This is a genomic window from Undibacterium sp. CCC3.4, assembly GCF_034347425.1.
In the GTDB taxonomy this organism is placed as follows: Bacteria; Pseudomonadota; Gammaproteobacteria; order Burkholderiales; family Burkholderiaceae_D; genus Undibacterium.
In genome coordinates this window covers 2,131,199-2,147,664 of record NZ_CP133779.1, presented here as the reverse complement: position 1 = coordinate 2,147,664, position 16,466 = coordinate 2,131,199, and the positions used below count along the sequence as shown (strand labels likewise).

Sequence of the window (16,466 nt, the reverse complement as noted above, 5' to 3'; positions counted from 1 at the left end):
TTTTTCGAAATCAAGACTTGGCCTCATTCAACCCTTGCGCATGCAATAGTAACTGTTGGTAAGCATGGTCGACAGCGGCCGTTGCGCCCGGATTTTCTTGTAGCTTTTGATACGACAGCGGGGCAAAGTAGCGATTACTTTCATAGTTGAACACCGTGTAGGCTTCGTTGAAGGTGTGGCCGCCGCTGAAGGTCAAATAGGCTGCGGTCATTAACTGTGCCTGTTCCGTAGGAAAAGCAGGAGAAGCCGTTGCTATTTTTTTGAATAAGTGTTTCAAAATATTGCTACTCCCCGACATACCAACAGCAACCGGCGTTTCGCTGTGCAGCGCCGCCTGATTGTGACCGGTCAGGTTGGTTACCGGCAATTGATACCGGTCGATTGGTCGTTCACCCTGACCAAGATGTAATTCGGCGCTCGCGGCCTGTTTCTGGTAATGCAGCATGACACCGTGACGCTGCGATTGCTCGGCTGAATTATTCACCCGCACAAGCAAGCGTTGTCGCGTGATGACATTGACATAGAGCTTGCTTGCCTCAGCCAGCATACCGCTCAAGCTAGGCGCGCAATTAGTATATTTAACCGCCAGCGCCAGCAGCAAAGGAAGGCTGTATGCGTCTTCGCATGCCAGCATCGCCATGAAATTTTTCGGCGTGCTGCTGGCAATAAATTGATTCGCTTCCAGCATGTCAGTCCGCCATGCCGGACAATCTTTCTTCATGATGTCGACAACGTATTGGCAAATCTCCGATTGCGCCGACTTGCTATGCGCTTGAAAATCTTTGCTTACGTAATCGGCAATCATTTTTCCAGCAGCAAGCATGTCTGCATTCGGGTGCAGCACCAAGTGACTGGATAACTCGGTCTCAAACAAGCGTCCGTAGTAATTATCATTATGCCGAGTGACGTGAAATTCTTTATCAATGGAAGCGATCATGCGATCTATGCTTGCGAGAATATCTTTCGCCTGATCAGCATATTGGCTGGCGATCGCATCACGCAGCGTCGTTAAACTCTCGGCAGAAAAATCGCGTGATAGGAAATCATTTTTTAGCGCCAATCCTACCTGCGACTTGGTCTCAGGGCTTAGTTCGCTACTTTTTTCCAATGCTGCCGCGATGTCTATCAGTGCTTCGCCGGCCGTTCTGATTTTCCCGGCTTCATGCTTAATCGGTGTTGCGCTTAAAGGCGTCACAATATGATTGCGTAACAGCGTGTAATCGGCTTGACTCAATTTTCCGTGCACATTTTGAATCACCCCAAAGCCATCGTAACGTATTTGATGCATAGTTTTTTCTGCAATTTGCGGCGCAATGCTTTTTCCGATTAGCTCACGTTCCATTCTCTCTCTCGCCTTGTGGCCACCTGTCAGACTGGAAAGCGCTCTGATCTGCTGGAAAAATGCAGATTTGATTGGCTGCATCGGCTTCAACGAGGGTGCGCTGACGCGCACCTCGCTATTTTTCGCCGCAACAAAAGTTTTAACACCGGTGCCAGGACTTTTATCGCCGTTGATGGTATCGGTGGCACGGCGAAACAGCGCCGACATCGAACTGGAAAAAGAGTGAATGTGAGACATGATGATGTGAATTTCCCTTGCTCGATCGAAGTAATAAAGGCGTCGCTGAGCGAGTTGCTGCGTTAAAGTCTTTAGCTCACAGCAATTTTAGGGATTAAAAAAAGATGCAACAATCGGACTGGTACCAAAAAACCAAAGAAAATTTATTTCAAAGTACTGAAGACTGCATCGAGACATTCGCGTGCCCTTTTGGCTGATCATTACCCACATTCAGCTCAATTACGCATCCCCCCAGTCGCCCAATTCGTCATTTTCGCGCTGGCGGAAACGGCCAAGAGAGGGCCCGGGGGAATGGCGCACATTGTTAAAACTTATGGGTAACGATCAGTCAAAGGCATGTGGGAATAACGCAGCATGCTGTGTTTTCCGTCAGACTTACGCGACCGACTCCTGGCTTCTGTTGACGTTTAGTTGCTGTATTTCTGCCGACACCTTAACAAGTTTTTGGTAGGCATGATCGACCGCAGGCGCGACATCGCTGTTGTAACTCAATGCTTTATAAGAGAAAGGTTTGAAATTTTGCTTGCTGTGATGGGCAAAAACGGCGAAGGTATCATTCAAGGCTTGCCCTCCGACGAAAGAAAAATATGCCGCTGTCATCAGGGTTGCCTGTTCCATAGAAAACCCAGGACACTGTTCTTCAATCTCATGGAATAGAAAATTCAATAAATTATTACAGCCTGCCATGCCGAGCTCTTGGTCTTTGTCACTGGCGACGTGCAAACTGCGGCTCGTCAGGATGACATCCGTATAAAATTGATGCGCATCATTGACTATTTTCGCGCACTGCGGCGCGCACAGCAGATATCGGAGTGCGGTCGCCAACACCAAAGGGATGGCGTGCACAGAGTCGGTATTGAGCATGTTAATCAAACCAAACGGCGAAGGTTGCGCAATGAACTGCGCCGCCTCAGGGATACTTGTTAAGTACTCGGCCTGATCTTGTGCCATGTGCTCACGGACCAGCAGACTGATGTAATTTTGTCCCGCCTCATCGTAGCAAGCCATATCAGCGAGCATATAATCTTTGATGTTTTGGCTGATTTGCAGCATGCCCGAATTGGGACGGGCGAGTAAATCGCACGCCAGTTCGCGTTCGAACAGTTGGCAGTAGTATTGATCATTCTGTTTATCCAGAGCAAGCTTCTTATCGGCAGAATCGACCAGTGCTTGAATGCTGGGTAACAACTCGCCCGTGCTGCGTGCGTACTTGGCGGCCCATACCGTATATAAATTTTTTAAACTGTTTTGTGACACCCCGCCCGCAAGGAAATGGCTTCGCAACGTCCCTCCCATCTCACATTTGGTGATTTCTCCGATTTCCGTACTGGCTTCGATCAGTGCCACCATATCGACCAAGGCTTCGCTTACCGTTCTGCTGCTTGGTGGTGTCACTTCGCTAGGCTCTGGCAAGTGTTTGGGCATGATATTGCTAAAAGTAATCTGACCATAAAATGCATTATCGCGGCCAACCGCCGCGCCTTGCGGTGTCAAGGCCAGCGCATGTCTGACAGTGGGTGCAGCGGCAGAGCGTGGCGAATGCGTGCCGCGACCACTAAACACGGCTTTGAGTCGAGAGAAAAAAGACTTGGTCTTTTTTTGCTGTGCCCCCTCACTGCGGGCAGGCACGCTCAATGTCGAGTTCGACACCGCTTGGGTCTGTGCCAAGCCACGCGGCGGTGCCGCCGGGGGATGATTCTCAATATGAAACGTCGTCGCAGCACGCGGTGGTGCCGCATAAAAAACAAATTTTGGCATAGGCTCTCTGGAAGGTCAGCACATAATAAATCTTAATTTTGCATCGATGCAGCAAGAAAAGCTTTCAGAAAAAAGCTATTCCTGGTGCGACGAGGGCGCAAAAAAAAGGGGACACACTGTTCCACACAGGTGCCCCCTCAGCCGGCACGCGCAATGACGCGCACCGATTTTAATCAGCATCGCTTACTCGATCGCTTTAACCATATCCTCAATCACTTTTTTCGCATCGCCAAACACCATCATGGTTTTATCCATGTAAAACAATTCATTGTCGAGACCAGCGTAACCAGACGCCATCGAACGCTTGTTGACGATAACGGTTTTGGCTTTGTACGCTTCCAAAATCGGCATGCCGGCGATGGCTGATTTCGGATCTTTGGCGGCAGGATTGACGACGTCATTGGCACCGAGTACCAGTACCACATCGGCCTGGCCGAATTCATTGTTGATGTCTTCCATCTCGAACACTTGATCGTAAGGCACCTCTGCTTCCGCCAACAAAACATTCATGTGACCCGGCATACGCCCAGCCACCGGATGAATCGCATACTTGACCGAAATACCTTTGTGCGTCAGTTTTTCCGTCAATTCTTTCAAGGAATGCTGCGCACGCGCGACCGCCAGACCGTAACCAGGAACGATGATCACCGTCTCTGCATTACCGAGCAAGAACGCGACGTCATCGGCGGAACCGGATTTGACATTGCGTGCCGCCTGGGTACCAGTTTGCGCCGCCGCCGGCGCACCACCGAAACCGCCCAACAAGACATTGAAGAAAGAACGGTTCATCGCCTTACACATGATGTAAGACAGAATCGCACCGGAGGAACCGACCAAGGAACCGGCAATGATGAGCATGGAGTTATTGAGTGAAAACCCGATCCCCGCTGCCGCCCAACCGGAATAGCTGTTGAGCATGGAAACCACCACCGGCATATCGGCGCCGCCGATAGGAATGATGATCAACACACCGAGGATGAAAGCCAAGGCTGCCATCAAGGCAAACGGTGTCCAGCTTTGGGTGATACAAAAAGCAATCCCCAAGCCGAACATCGCCAGCGCCAGCACCAGATTAAGCTGATGTTGGCCGGCAAAGCTGACCGGCGCGCCCTGAAACAGGCGGAATTTGTATTTCCCCGAGAGCTTGCCAAACGCGATCACCGAACCCGAGAAGGTAATGGCACCGACAAAAGTACCGATGAACAATTCGAGACGATTGCCGAACGGGATAGGTGCATCACGGGCGACGATGTTGAATACCCAAGGCTCAGACACCACGGCCACGGCGATACAAACTGCCGCCAAACCGATGAGCGAATGCATGGCCGCGACGAGTTCCGGCATTTTCGTCATTTCCACACGTTTCGCCAGCAGTGCACCGATACTGCCACCGACCACCACACCGAGTGTCACCAAGCCATAGCCTAGGCCATTGCCGGCACTTTCAGTCTTGAGCTTGATGATGAGTGCAATCGTGGTTGCCACGGCCAACGCCATGCCGAGCATGCCGAAAGCATTCCCACGTCGGGCCGTGGATGGATGCGACAAACCTTTGAGGGCTTGAATAAAACAAACCGATGCGATCAAATACAGCATCGTAACCAAATTCATGCTCATTATTTAATCTCCTTGGTCGTGCTTTTCGGCTCTTTTTTCTTGAACATTTCCAGCATGCGCTGGGTCACCAAAAAACCGCCGAACACATTGACGGCCGCCAAGGCGACGGCCAAGGTGCCCATCACTTGCGCCAACAAGCCTTCGGTAAGGCCGGCAGCGAGCATGGCACCGACGATGATAATGGCTGAAATCGCATTGGTCACCGCCATCAAAGGCGTATGCAAAGCGGGCGTAACCGTCCACACCACGTGGTAGCCGACATAAATTGCCAGCACAAAAATGATGAGATTGGTAAGGGTATGACTGACTTCCATGATGTCCTCTCTGTTATCGGGATATGCGACATGCAAAACCAGGCGCCGGCAGCAAGGCCGACTGGCCGATTGAATACTCCTTAATACTCCTTAAGACTGCTGATCTGATTCTTAGCGTTAACAAACACCACCTTCGGTTTGTAAGTGCGCGCTTCTTCTTCTGTCATCGGCGCGTAAGTACAAATAATCATCAGATCGCCGAGCTGAACTCGGCGGGCCGCCGCGCCATTGAGCGAAATTTCGCCGCTGCCGCGTTTGCCACGAATGGCATAGGTGGAGAAGCGCTCACCGTTGGTGACGTTGTAGAGCTCGATCTGTTCGTGTTCCGTGATATCGGCAGCATCGAGCAAATCTTCATCAATTCCACATGAACCTTCATAGTGGAGATCGCACTGGGTGACAGTGGCGCGATGAATTTTGGCGCGGAGCATATTTCTTTGCATGGGTGTTCTACCTTCTGATACGTGTTTCTAAAAAATGTACGACCATGCCGGCAAAACCTCTATGTTTTCCGGCAAGATTTACTTCTATGACTTCTTACAGACTTCGCCGGCGTGGCACATCAGCGTAGCGGCGATGATTTCATCGTCGCGGTTGATGGCCAAAGCCGCCTCTTTATCGACGATGAGCTTGAGGAAGTCGAGCACATTGCGCGCATACAAAGCCGAAGCGTCGGCCGCCACCAGCGTCGCCAAATTGGCTATGCCGACGATATGCACGCCATGCTTGGTGACGATTTTATCGAGTTCGGACAAGGGGCAATTACCGCCCTGCTCAACCGCCATATCGACAATTACCGAACCCGGCTTCATTGCCATGACCGTCTCTTCGGAAATCAGCAGCGGCGCTTTCCGTCCCGGTATCAGGGCGGTCGTGATGATGATATCGGCTTGCTTGGCCCGTTCATGCACCAAGGCCGCCTGCCGTTCCATCCACGCCGCCGGCATCGAGCGCGCATAGCCGCCGCTGCCTTTGGCGATTTCACGCTCTTCATCGGTTTCGTAGGGCACATCGATGAATTTGGCACCGAGTGACTCCACCTGCTCTTTTACCGGTGGGCGCACATCCGAGGCCTCGATCACTGCGCCCAGGCGCTTGGCCGTGGCGATCGCTTGCAAACCGGCTACCCCGACGCCCATGATCAGCACGCGTGCCGCTTTCACGGTACCGGCAGCCGTCATCAGCATAGGCATGAAGCGTTGATAGGTGTTGGCCGCCATCATGACTGCCTTATAACCGGCGATGTTGGCTTGTGAAGACAGCACATCCATAGCCTGCGCGCGGGTAATGCGCGGCGCGGCTTCGAGGGCGAACGCAGTCAAGCCGTGTGTCGCCATGGCTGCGAGATTGTCGGCATCAAACGGGTTGAGCATGCCGACGACGACCGTGCCGGACTTGATCAAAGTCCGTTCGTTCGCATCCGGTGCGCGCACCTTGAGCAGCAATTCGGCGGCAAATACCTCTGCCGCGCTGCCGATTTGGGCACCAGCGGCCAGATACGCCTCATCAGTAATACTGGCAGCGATACCGGCGCCGGCTTGTACGATCACGACATGCTTAGCCGCAATGTACTTCTTAATAGTTTCCGGGGTGGCCGCGACACGTGTTTCGCCGGGCCGGGTCTCGGCGGGAATGCCGATTTTCATAGATGTACTCCCTGACAGTCAATAAATTCTTTTGGCATGGATACCAGCAGTCTGCGCTCAGGCGTCGATGAACGACTCGCCATCAGGGCGGCTTGGCGTGAACGAATATTTCTTACTGGGATCTTACATTTAGTATTCGACAACGATATTACACGTAAAATGTTTTTTAGCACAACCGTTCGTTTTTTACTGAATTTTTTTATTCACCACTTCGGTGCACGAGAAAAGATCCCTGAAAATTAATAGAAAAAAATATATTTCCCTTTATAAACAATGTTGTATAAAAAAACTGGATAATAAAGCACGGACCAAAAGTCACCCACTGTGCTCATTTACTGGGCAATTAGCAAGACAAGCAGCAAATCTGCACGCACTAATTTGCTGACAAATTTGCTGGTTTGCCACACAAATTTTGACGACAAAGTAAAATATAGGGCTACGAGAAAGAAGTTATGTCACTTATTTGGAAACCAGCCGTTACCGTGGCTGCAATTATTGAAAGAGATCATCGTTTTCTGATGATAGAAGAAGAAACGCCTGAGGGCTTGCGTTTCAACCAACCGGCCGGTCATCTGGAAGCCGGTGAATCCTTGGAACAAGCCGTAATCCGCGAAACTCTGGAAGAGAGCGCGCACGACTTCACGCCCACCGCCCTCATCGGTACCTACCTGTCGCACTCCGACGAGCAAACCTATCTGCGCTTTGCCTTCACTGGTGAAGTCGGTGCGGCCCTTGGTCTCCCGCTCGACAGCGGCATCGTGCGCGCCTTGTGGATGAGTTACCACGAGATCCTCGATTGCGAACACCGCCATCGCAGCCCGCTGGTCTTACAATGCATAGACGATTTTTTACGCGGGAAACGCGCCCCGCTGTCGCTCTTGTTTACCCATCCCAGCGCACTCGGACCGAAATAATGCGTAAAAAAAGAGTCGTGATAGGCATGTCGGGTGGCGTTGATTCATCGGTATCGGCGTGGCTACTCAAAGAACAAGGCTATGAAGTCATCGGCCTGTTCATGAAAAACTGGGAAGATGATGACGACAGCGAGTACTGCTCGACTCGGCAAGACTGGATCGATGCGGTCAGCGTGGCCGACGTGCTCGGGGTCGATATCGAAGCCGTCAATTTTGCCAGCGAATATAAAGATCGGGTGTTTGCCGAATTTCTGCGCGAATACCAAGCCGGTCGCACCCCGAATCCCGATGTGCTGTGCAATGCAGAAATCAAATTCAAAGCCTTCCTCGATCACGCCATGCAACTCGGTGCCGATTACATCGCTACCGGCCACTACGCCCGAGTGCGTGAAGTCAATGGTGAATTTCAATTGCTGAAAGCCTTGGATGCCAGTAAAGACCAAAGCTATTTCCTGCACCGTTTGAACCAGCAACAACTGGCCAATACCCTCTTTCCGCTCGGTGAAATCCACAAGACCGAAGTGCGCAAGATTGCCGAACAATTACGCCTGCCGAATGCCACGAAAAAAGATTCAACGGGTATTTGCTTCATCGGCGAGCGCCCGTTCCGCGAATTCCTCAACCGTTACCTGTCCTATCAGCCGGGCGATATCCGTACACCTGAAGGGCAATTGATCGGTCAGCACGTCGGTTTGAGTTTTTACACCTTGGGACAGCGCAAAGGCATAGGGATAGGCGGCATCAAATCACATCAAAACGCCGACGGCAGTAGCGATGCTTGGTATGTGGCACGCAAGGATATTGCGGCCAACACCTTGTACGCCGTGCAAGGTCATGAACATCCTTGGCTATTATCGACAGATTTGGAAGCCCGGCAAGTAAGCTGGGTGGCCGGACATGCGCCGCAACAAGCGGCCTTGGCGGCTAAAACACGCTACCGTCAGGCTGATATGGCCTGCACCTTCGGCGCTGATGAAGATCGTTTTGCCTTACATTTCGAGACAAACCAATGGGCCGTCACTCCGGGGCAATCTGCCGTCTTGTATGATGGTGAGGTCTGCTTGGGTGGTGGCATTATCCACGCCGTCGGACTCTGAAACGGAGCGCTGTTGATCACACCGATACACCGCTTGTATGCATTTGCAAGTAGACACAATGTCACAATTTATCTACGCAAGCGCAGCAGACTGGTGTATCGTATGCCGGATAAACTTGCGTGTTTTGCGCTGTTTATCGAGTTCGAATGTAATATAATTTACACTATTAGCGATATTTCGGATAAATATTCAGCTCAACGCATGTCACAATTGAATTAAAGCAAGTCCACTTGCTCGACCGAATGACACATTGACATGATGGAATTACATTAGTATTTTTCATACAGCGCACACAACGGATCTTCATGAATCGCCCAGATACCAACGCCCTTGGTGGCACAGTCAACGTCCGTATAGGCAAGGTCTACATGAACTTGTCGAAAGCGCATAAAAAAACGGCGGACTATGTACTGTCCAATGTGTTTCGTTCTGCCACGATGTCGATTGATGAACTCGCCAATGCCGTCGGCATCTCTGTGGCGACCGCGAACCGCTTTGCGCGCGCGCTTGGCTTCGAAGGTTATCCGCAATTTCGGGCCGAATTGGTGTGTGGGTTTGAAGCCATGTTGGCACCGATCGATAATTTGCGCAGCGAAGTCAACCGTCCGGCCAGCAGTACCGAAATTATCGCCGGTTCGCTCAATGAAGATTTGGCGAATTTAGAAGCGACACGGCGCGCCCTCGATACCGATTTATGCAATCAAGCGGTACGCATGATACTCAATGCCGAACGCATCTACATCGTCGGCTACGGTGCCAGCGCCTTCCTCGGCGGTTTGATGGCACATAATCTTGATCCGTTTTGCACTACTGTGCAATCGACCATAGGCAGCGGCGGGCCATCCACCGTGGCACGGCAATTGTTCAAATACACCGAGCGCGATTTGATCATCGGCATTTCCTTTCCACGCTATGCCGAAGATGTCGTGACCATCTTGCGCCAATTGCATGAAAAGCATGTCCCTATCTTGGCACTGACGGATGCCCCGAGTTCGCCGCTGGCGGCGCTGGCCAATGTCACGCTGTATGCACAGACACGGCGGCACTTCTCACCCAACTCAGAAGGTGCGGCCCTGTGCCTGATCGAAGCCATTTGCAGCGCCGTGGCGCATCAAGCTAAAGCACCGGTGCATGCGGCTTCCGAGATGACGAAATTCGTCCTGCCTTGGTTATACCAAGACCCGAATCACAGCGCCAAAAAAGCGCTGATCCCGGTTAAATAAGCGCCGCCTGCTCAGGCACTAAGACTTATTCTGCTGCAATCACTTGAGCAGCAGCATTAATTACTGCAGCAATACGGCCGACATCACGCAATTGTGTTACCGACATACCTTCTTTTTGCAGTAATTCGAAGTGTGATTTCACGCAAAAGTGGCATTTGCCGACGATTGATGCTGCCAGTGCATACATTTCAAAGCGACGCTTATCGACCCCACCATTGGTGGCATAGGCATTCATACGCAATTGCGCAGCCTGGGTTTTCAAATCGGCATCGTCCGCCATTTCCACATACGGGTACCAGATATTATTCATGCCCATGAGCGCGGCGGCAGTCAGGGCCGCGTGGATTTCTTCGGCACTGATGGCATCACTACTGCGTATCGCATCGATGATGAACTTACTTTTTGCCGCAAAGGCCGCTGCCAGCGCTACACCGACGGCATCATTGCCTTCTAGGCTGGAACGGGCGATGGTGCCGTCGAGATTGAGACGAATATCCTTGGCATAATCAGGGATCTTACTTTTAATTGAATTTAAGAATTCCATAGTTTTTTCCTATCTATTAGTGAGATAAAAACCCGCCGCAGCGGGTTTCATCATACTCGCTACTTGCTTACAGTGTAGAACCGCCGACGCTACGATTGCATGGGCACAGTTCATCAGTTTGCAAACCATCAAGAATGCGCAAAATTTCAGTTGGGTTACGACCAACGTTGAGGTTATTCACCGAAACGTGCTGAATGACATTGTCCGCATCGACGATGAAAGTCGCGCGCAAAGCAACGCCGGCAGCGATATCGCGCACGCCAAGCATGTCAACCAAGGAACCGGTGGAATCACCAAACGAATAGTGATTGAGCTTGTCGAGGTCTTTATGTTCACGGCGCCATGCCAATTTGCAGAATTCATTATCGGTCGAACCACCCAAGAGGATAGCATCGCGATCGGCGAAATCATTCGTCAATTTAGCGAATTCAACGATTTCTGTTGGGCAAACGAAAGTGAAATCTTTCGGGTAGAAATAAATGATTTTCCATTTGCCTGGGAACGAGGCTTCGGTGATGTCTTCAAATGCGGAAACGCCGTTCTCTTCGTGATGATTAAAACCTGGCTTAGCTGCTGTAACTTTGAATGCGTCTAATTTTTGACCTACAGTTTTCATAAAAATCTCCTTAGTGGGCGGTTGGTACGGGCCGTCGACCCGCGATGACATAAAGCATATCACTATGATTTTTAAATATCCAATAGATTATAACTAAACACCATTTAGGCAAAACGTATTCAAAACCCACAGCTACCTCAACTGCGCTGCTTTCTCGTGCAGAAACAGAGCAAAAACTGCGCTTTACTGGCGCGCAACGTTATAATTCTCGACCGATATCTCAACAGGGCCTCTACCGTGTCTGATCGACTTGCCGTCCTACCGCAATACCTTTTGCCCAAACAGGCGCTGACTATCTTTGCCGGCAAAGTTGCCAATGCCAAAGCAGGCGTGCTCACCAGCAAGTTGATCACTTGGTTTATCGGCCGTTATCGTGTCAATATGGCGGAAGCAGCCAATCCTGATATTGCCAGCTACGCCAGCTTCAATGAGTTTTTCACCCGCGCGCTGCGTGCCGATGCCCGCCCGCTAGCCAAGAGCGCACTGGTCTGCCCGGTCGACGGGGCCATCAGCCAGTTCGGCGCCATCGAGCAGGGGCAAATTTTTCAAGCCAAAGGCCACCAGTACTCAGCCACCGCCTTGCTCGGAGGCGACAGTGCAGCGGCGGCCAACTATGCCAACGGCAGCTTTGCCACTATCTACCTGAGCCCGCGCGACTACCACCGCATCCATATGCCCTGCGATGGCAGACTCACCCGCATGGTCTATGTTCCGGGCGACTTGTTTTCGGTCAATCCGACCACGGCCCGCGGCGTACCAGGCTTATTCGCGCGCAATGAACGGGTGGTGTGTTTTTTTGAATCTGATCACGGCCCCTTCGTCCTGACACTGGTTGGTGCAACCATCGTCGGCAGTATGGCGACGGTATGGCATGGCATCATCAACCCGCCACGCCGCAAAGCAGTCCAAGAGTGGCATTACCGCGATCAAGCGATCGTATTAAAGCAAGGTGAAGAAATGGGCCGCTTCCTGCTCGGCTCCACCGTGGTCTTATTATTCCCGGCCGGTGCCGCGCAGTTCGATCCTGCTTGGCAGGCGGAAAAATCGGTCGTGATGGGCGAAGCGATGGCGCAACGCGCCTGAATCTCCCCTGACTACTCTATCCAACCCGGTTCGCCGGGTTTTTTTTCGTCGCGGCGACCACTCCAACACAAAAAATCGACCGTTCCTATAAAAAGCACTTGCAAAATATCGGCTCGCGCTTATAATCCTAAATAGGAATTGTTATCATTTAGATTTAGGAGAATCGAATGCTCGAAGCGCGCCACCCTTCTTCTTGCCAGCCCGATGTGACGTCAGCCTCGCCACAACCGTGCCGGCCCAGCATATCTGGCAGCATTCCGCGCCTCAAGAGCTGCGAACTCATGCAAAGGGAAAGAGAAATTGAGATCGATCACGAGGGAAAAATTTACCACCTGCGCCTTACGCGCTTGAACAAATTGATACTGACCGCCTGAATTCAGGCCCGCACCATCATCACAGGGAGAAGCGCCATGTCCTTAGCTTATTCAAACGAGCAACTCAACAGCACGCCGAGCGGCCACAGCACGCAACCCGAGTTATTGGTCTCGGCGCTACTGCATCTGATGTCGCATTACAGCGTCAATGCCCGGCAAAGCGACGGTAGCAGCGCCTGCCTCAAATTGGCCGCCGTGATTGAACGTCACTTGAAAGCCCTGACCGCCTTGCCTAACTTAGCCCCCGTCTTGCATGCCACTTGCTTGCAATTATCGGAGCAATGGGCCGGGCTGATCGATGCGCAACTACCCCAGTCGAGCAAGCCGCGCCGCTTTTCTTGGATGAACGCAACACCACCACGCCATTCCACTTAACGACCAAGAGAGACAGTGATGATCGTTTGCGTCTGCAATAATATTTCTGAACGCCAGATCGCCAGCGCCTGTGCGGCTGGCCACACCACGATGGCTGATTTGCGGCACCATTTACAAGTTGGCACGTGCTGCGGAAAATGCGCCGGCTGCGCCCGAAAAGTTTTACGCGAATGCAATGAAAACAGCGCCTTGCCGGCCCATGTCATCCCGCTGGTCTTGCAGCGCCGGCCACTCTCAGGAGTCGCGGCATGAATGCTTACGCCTGCGCCGGCAACCTCGGCCAGCCACGCGCGAACACACGTTGGATCGCGCTCCCGCTGATCGCGGCACTGCACGTGTGCCTGATCTTCGCACTCCAGCAAGGCATGCTGACGACTGCCGTACCCAGCCTGCCGAAAGAACTCGTCACCATCTTCATCAACCCGGCCGCCCCGCCAGCGCTGGCGCCGCCGCAGTTGCCGCTGATCAGCCGCAGCCTAGCCTTGCCAGCCCCCGCCATCGCCGTCATCGCACCACCTGAGCTCCCCAGCATCACACTGCCGGCTGCCACGTCTATCGTCGCTGGCCCAGTTGCCGCTGCACTACCCACTGTCAGCAGCGCGGCTGTCGCGACTGTCACAGCCACGGCCAGCAACAGTAGTAAAACCAGCGCAGAACCGAAAAGCATCAGCCAGCTCGAATACCTGCGCGCACCACAAGCGACTTACCCGGCGCAGTCACGGCGTTTGCGCGAACAGGGCAAGGTGATACTGCGCGTAGTAGTGAATGAAGCTGGCCAAGCCGATAGCGTAGAGGTGCATCAATCGTCCGGTTCCGCACGCCTCGATGAAGCGGCCCGTTATGCACTCTTACGCGCCCTGTTCAAACCGTATTTGGAAGACGGCAAAGCCATCAGTGTCGCGGCCAAGGCGGTGATCAATTTTTCGCTTGATAGCTGAAGGCATGTGACAAAATTGGCGGCGAAATTGACGCTTTTATTTCTGCAGCAGAAGAGCTCCCTCTGTGTCAGGATAGTTGGTAAGTTGTAAGCGCTCCATCATCAACAACCTATTCAAGCAACGGTTTCACTGGCTAAATCGTGCTTATGCAAATTCCACGGTAACAGCGCCTCCACCTCGTCACCGTCACGAGAGACAGCAAAGTCGCCGCGTTTAAATTCGAGCCCAAGGGCAAAAAATGACTGCAAAATTCGCTCACGATTGCTATGATAAAAATTCATAAACCGTTTTCGAGAGGAATTTCATGAAAGGCGATGCCAAAGTCATCAAACTGCTCAATGCACAATTGACTAATGAATTGAGCGCAATCAATCAATATTTCTTGCATGCACGAATGTACAAGCATTGGGGATTCGATAAAATTGCACAGAAAGAATATCAAGAATCGATAGGCGAAATGAAGCATGCCGACAAGTTGATTGACCGCATTTTGATGCTCGGTGGTTTACCGAATTTGCAAGCACTGCACAAATTGATGATCGGTGAGCATGCGGAAGAAATGCTGCGTTGCGACCTCAAGCTGGAATTAGCGGCGCAACAAACTGTCAAGGAAGGCGTGGCGATGGCTGAAACTTGCGCCGACTATGTCTCACGTGACTTATTCCAATTGATACTCGAAGATACCGAAGAGCATATCGATTGGCTGGAAACCCAACTTGAGCTGATGGAAAAAGTCGGGATACAAAATTATCTGCAATCGCAGATCAGTGTGGCGAGTTGAGCTTCGAGCGAGCTTAAAAATCGACCAAAACCGCGCAGATTAACTCTGCGCTTCCTCGGAGACTACCACTGATCTTTTCTGGCGCTATGCACCTTTTTAAAATAGTCGCGATAGTGCTGTTTGACCGCATGCGCGCCCTCGGCACGCCGTTGCTGCGACACTTCTTCTTTCAAGAGCTTGCTGTAATTAGCGAATTCAGCCTCGGTAAGACGCTGATCAGCAATTGCGCTCCGAATAGCGCAACCAGGCTCAGCAACATGGCAACAATTATTATAGCGGCAGTGCTGGCTCAATGCCATAATGGACTGAAACACCCGCTCCCGACCTTGGGTGGCTTCATCCAGTTGCAACTCGCGCATGCCGGGGGTGTCGATGATCGCCACGCCATTGTCGCAAAAGAATAGCTCACGGCGCGTAGTGGTGTGCTTGCCGTGGGCATCATCTTGACGAATTTCCCGAGTCGCCAAATTGCTACCCAACATGGCATTGATCAATGTCGACTTACCGACACCGGACGAACCGATCAAGGCGATCGTGGTACCGGCACCGAGGTAGGCTGATAACACATCAAGCGAAGCCGGTATGTTGACACTCAGACCGTGGACATGCTCCACACCTAGGCGGGTAAGCTGATCGAGATAATGCTCAAGATCATCACAGGTATCGCTCTTGCTCAGTATCAGCACCGGGCTGATGTTAAACTCATAGGCCAAGGCCAAGTAACGTTCGAGTCGCTTGACGTTGAACTCTTCGTTAGCACTGGTCACAATCCATAAATAGTCGAGGTTCGCCGCGATCACCTGTGGCACGCCATTCGAGATACGGCGCAGGCGATTTTTTGCTTCGAAGATGCGCTGGAGACGGTGATGCTCGTGGTCCGCCGTAGCGATCACCCAGTCGCCCACTGCCAAATGCTGACTGAGCGGCTGAAACTGCGCGCCGCATAGGACAGAGCGCTCGCCGTGCAGCCCCATCGCGACGACGCGGTTACGGTGGATTGCAGTAATACGCAAGATGCGCTCCGGCGTCTCTTCAGCGCCAATTTCAAGCAAAGACAACTGTTGAAAAAAGCAATGCGACCAGCCAAATTTTTGCAGTGATGAATACGTCATGTCGACTCCAAGGTGAAATCGGCTTGGGCCACCGATTGCTGTATTTTTTTATCAAGAATGAAATTATTTTAAACAAAAAAATATTTCCACAGGGAAATTATCTGAAAAATACAACACCTTCGTCAAACGAACTCATGGTTTTCATTTGGCATTGAGCATCCACAGCGCGATCAGAAATAATTTGCTCCAATCTGATTCGATCAGCGAGCGGCAAAATGCTTGTTCTGACTACTGCCCCCATATAAAATAATACAAACACTGATTTTCCTTTTCCTCAGTCCAAATTTTGTTTTTCAAAACAAATATGGATCGCTCAGGCAATTTTTCAGCCGATTGCTCCTAAGCCCGACAGACTCCTGGCCAACAACACTAACGATTTTCACCTGATAAACGTCAATTACCCCGGCCTCAAGGCCGGAGCTTGAAAAAGCTCGGTTGACCAGACTGAGCGCAAAGCATCGCGCTACGTTGCAACGAAGTACAAGACGCACCTTG

At 51.7% G+C, this 16,466-nt stretch carries 19 protein-coding genes; 10 read left to right on the top strand and 9 right to left on the bottom strand.

Annotated elements, in window-relative coordinates:
* Positions 1 to 10 precede the first annotated feature (10 nt).
* Positions 11 to 1,342 (bottom strand): hypothetical protein, encoded by a 1,332-nt coding sequence (locus RHM61_RS09650; protein ID WP_322250900.1) that lies wholly within the window; start codon positions 1,340 to 1,342, stop codon positions 11 to 13.
* A 13-nt stretch (positions 1,343 to 1,355) separates the two neighbouring features.
* Between RHM61_RS09650 and RHM61_RS09645 the strand changes: the two genes are divergently transcribed.
* Positions 1,356 to 1,568: a hypothetical protein gene (locus RHM61_RS09645; protein ID WP_322250899.1), complete on the top strand. Its 213-nt coding sequence runs from the start codon at positions 1,356 to 1,358 to the stop codon at positions 1,566 to 1,568.
* A gap of 386 nt (positions 1,569 to 1,954) precedes the next feature.
* Here RHM61_RS09645 and RHM61_RS09640 read toward each other — a convergent pair whose 3' ends face one another.
* The 5 genes from RHM61_RS09640 to RHM61_RS09620 form a co-directional block, all read right to left on the bottom strand.
* On the bottom strand, positions 1,955 to 3,337 hold the full coding sequence (locus RHM61_RS09640) for a hypothetical protein (RefSeq protein WP_322250898.1): 1,383 nt from the start codon (positions 3,335 to 3,337) through the stop codon (positions 1,955 to 1,957).
* A 183-nt stretch (positions 3,338 to 3,520) separates the two neighbouring features.
* Positions 3,521 to 4,954 carry an NAD(P)(+) transhydrogenase (Re/Si-specific) subunit beta gene (locus RHM61_RS09635; RefSeq protein WP_322250897.1) on the bottom strand — a complete coding sequence of 478 codons (1,434 nt, stop codon included), beginning with the start codon at positions 4,952 to 4,954 and terminating at the stop codon, positions 3,521 to 3,523.
* Positions 4,954 to 5,268, bottom strand: a complete 315-nt coding sequence (locus RHM61_RS09630; protein WP_322250896.1) for an NAD(P) transhydrogenase subunit alpha — start codon at positions 5,266 to 5,268, stop codon at positions 4,954 to 4,956. The genes RHM61_RS09635 and RHM61_RS09630 overlap by 1 nt, the downstream gene beginning before the upstream one ends.
* Before the next feature lie 80 nt (positions 5,269 to 5,348).
* Entirely contained in the window at positions 5,349 to 5,711 is a 363-nt protein-coding gene (gene panD / locus RHM61_RS09625) for an aspartate 1-decarboxylase (RefSeq protein ID WP_322250895.1), read from the bottom strand.
* An 84-nt stretch (positions 5,712 to 5,795) separates the two neighbouring features.
* Positions 5,796 to 6,914, bottom strand: a complete 1,119-nt coding sequence (locus tag RHM61_RS09620; protein WP_322250894.1) for a Re/Si-specific NAD(P)(+) transhydrogenase subunit alpha — start codon at positions 6,912 to 6,914, stop codon at positions 5,796 to 5,798.
* Positions 6,915 to 7,366: 452 nt separating this feature from the next.
* Between RHM61_RS09620 and RHM61_RS09615 the strand changes: the two genes are divergently transcribed.
* From RHM61_RS09615 to RHM61_RS09605, 3 genes are all read left to right on the top strand, one after another.
* A complete protein-coding gene (locus RHM61_RS09615) occupies positions 7,367 to 7,828 on the top strand; it encodes an NUDIX hydrolase (RefSeq protein ID WP_322250893.1) in 462 nt (153 codons plus the stop codon).
* Positions 7,828 to 8,925 (top strand): tRNA 2-thiouridine(34) synthase MnmA, encoded by a 1,098-nt coding sequence (gene mnmA / locus RHM61_RS09610; RefSeq protein WP_322250892.1) that lies wholly within the window; start codon positions 7,828 to 7,830, stop codon positions 8,923 to 8,925. The genes RHM61_RS09615 and mnmA overlap by 1 nt, the downstream gene beginning before the upstream one ends.
* Before the next feature lie 305 nt (positions 8,926 to 9,230).
* Positions 9,231 to 10,148 carry a MurR/RpiR family transcriptional regulator gene (locus tag RHM61_RS09605; protein WP_322250891.1) on the top strand — a complete coding sequence of 306 codons (918 nt, stop codon included), beginning with the start codon at positions 9,231 to 9,233 and terminating at the stop codon, positions 10,146 to 10,148.
* A gap of 25 nt (positions 10,149 to 10,173) precedes the next feature.
* Here RHM61_RS09605 and RHM61_RS09600 read toward each other — a convergent pair whose 3' ends face one another.
* The gene (locus RHM61_RS09600) at positions 10,174 to 10,692 is read right to left on the bottom strand and encodes a carboxymuconolactone decarboxylase family protein (RefSeq protein ID WP_322250890.1); all 519 of its coding nucleotides are present in this window, start codon (positions 10,690 to 10,692) and stop codon (positions 10,174 to 10,176) included.
* A gap of 67 nt (positions 10,693 to 10,759) precedes the next feature.
* A complete protein-coding gene (locus RHM61_RS09595) occupies positions 10,760 to 11,308 on the bottom strand; it encodes a peroxiredoxin (RefSeq protein ID WP_322250889.1) in 549 nt (182 codons plus the stop codon).
* A gap of 237 nt (positions 11,309 to 11,545) precedes the next feature.
* Between RHM61_RS09595 and asd the strand changes: the two genes are divergently transcribed.
* From asd to bfr, 6 genes are all read left to right on the top strand, one after another.
* Entirely contained in the window at positions 11,546 to 12,391 is an 846-nt protein-coding gene (asd, locus tag RHM61_RS09590; RefSeq protein WP_322250888.1) for an archaetidylserine decarboxylase, read from the top strand.
* A gap of 167 nt (positions 12,392 to 12,558) precedes the next feature.
* The gene (gene hemP / locus RHM61_RS09585) at positions 12,559 to 12,765 is read left to right on the top strand and encodes a hemin uptake protein HemP (RefSeq protein WP_322250887.1); all 207 of its coding nucleotides are present in this window, start codon (positions 12,559 to 12,561) and stop codon (positions 12,763 to 12,765) included.
* 36 nt (positions 12,766 to 12,801) lie between these two features.
* Complete coding sequence (locus RHM61_RS09580) at positions 12,802 to 13,140, top strand: hypothetical protein (protein WP_322250886.1); 339 nt, start codon at positions 12,802 to 12,804, stop codon at positions 13,138 to 13,140.
* Positions 13,141 to 13,158: 18 nt separating this feature from the next.
* On the top strand, positions 13,159 to 13,392 hold the full coding sequence (locus RHM61_RS09575) for a (2Fe-2S)-binding protein (RefSeq protein ID WP_322250885.1): 234 nt from the start codon (positions 13,159 to 13,161) through the stop codon (positions 13,390 to 13,392).
* On the top strand, positions 13,389 to 14,078 hold the full coding sequence (locus tag RHM61_RS09570; protein WP_322250884.1) for a TonB family protein: 690 nt from the start codon (positions 13,389 to 13,391) through the stop codon (positions 14,076 to 14,078). The genes RHM61_RS09575 and RHM61_RS09570 overlap by 4 nt, the downstream gene beginning before the upstream one ends.
* Before the next feature lie 304 nt (positions 14,079 to 14,382).
* Positions 14,383 to 14,859 carry a bacterioferritin gene (gene bfr / locus RHM61_RS09565; RefSeq protein ID WP_322250883.1) on the top strand — a complete coding sequence of 159 codons (477 nt, stop codon included), beginning with the start codon at positions 14,383 to 14,385 and terminating at the stop codon, positions 14,857 to 14,859.
* A gap of 62 nt (positions 14,860 to 14,921) precedes the next feature.
* Here bfr and rsgA read toward each other — a convergent pair whose 3' ends face one another.
* Complete coding sequence (gene rsgA, locus RHM61_RS09560; protein ID WP_322250882.1) at positions 14,922 to 15,971, bottom strand: ribosome small subunit-dependent GTPase A; 1,050 nt, start codon at positions 15,969 to 15,971, stop codon at positions 14,922 to 14,924.
* Positions 15,972 to 16,466: the final 495 nt, after the last annotated feature.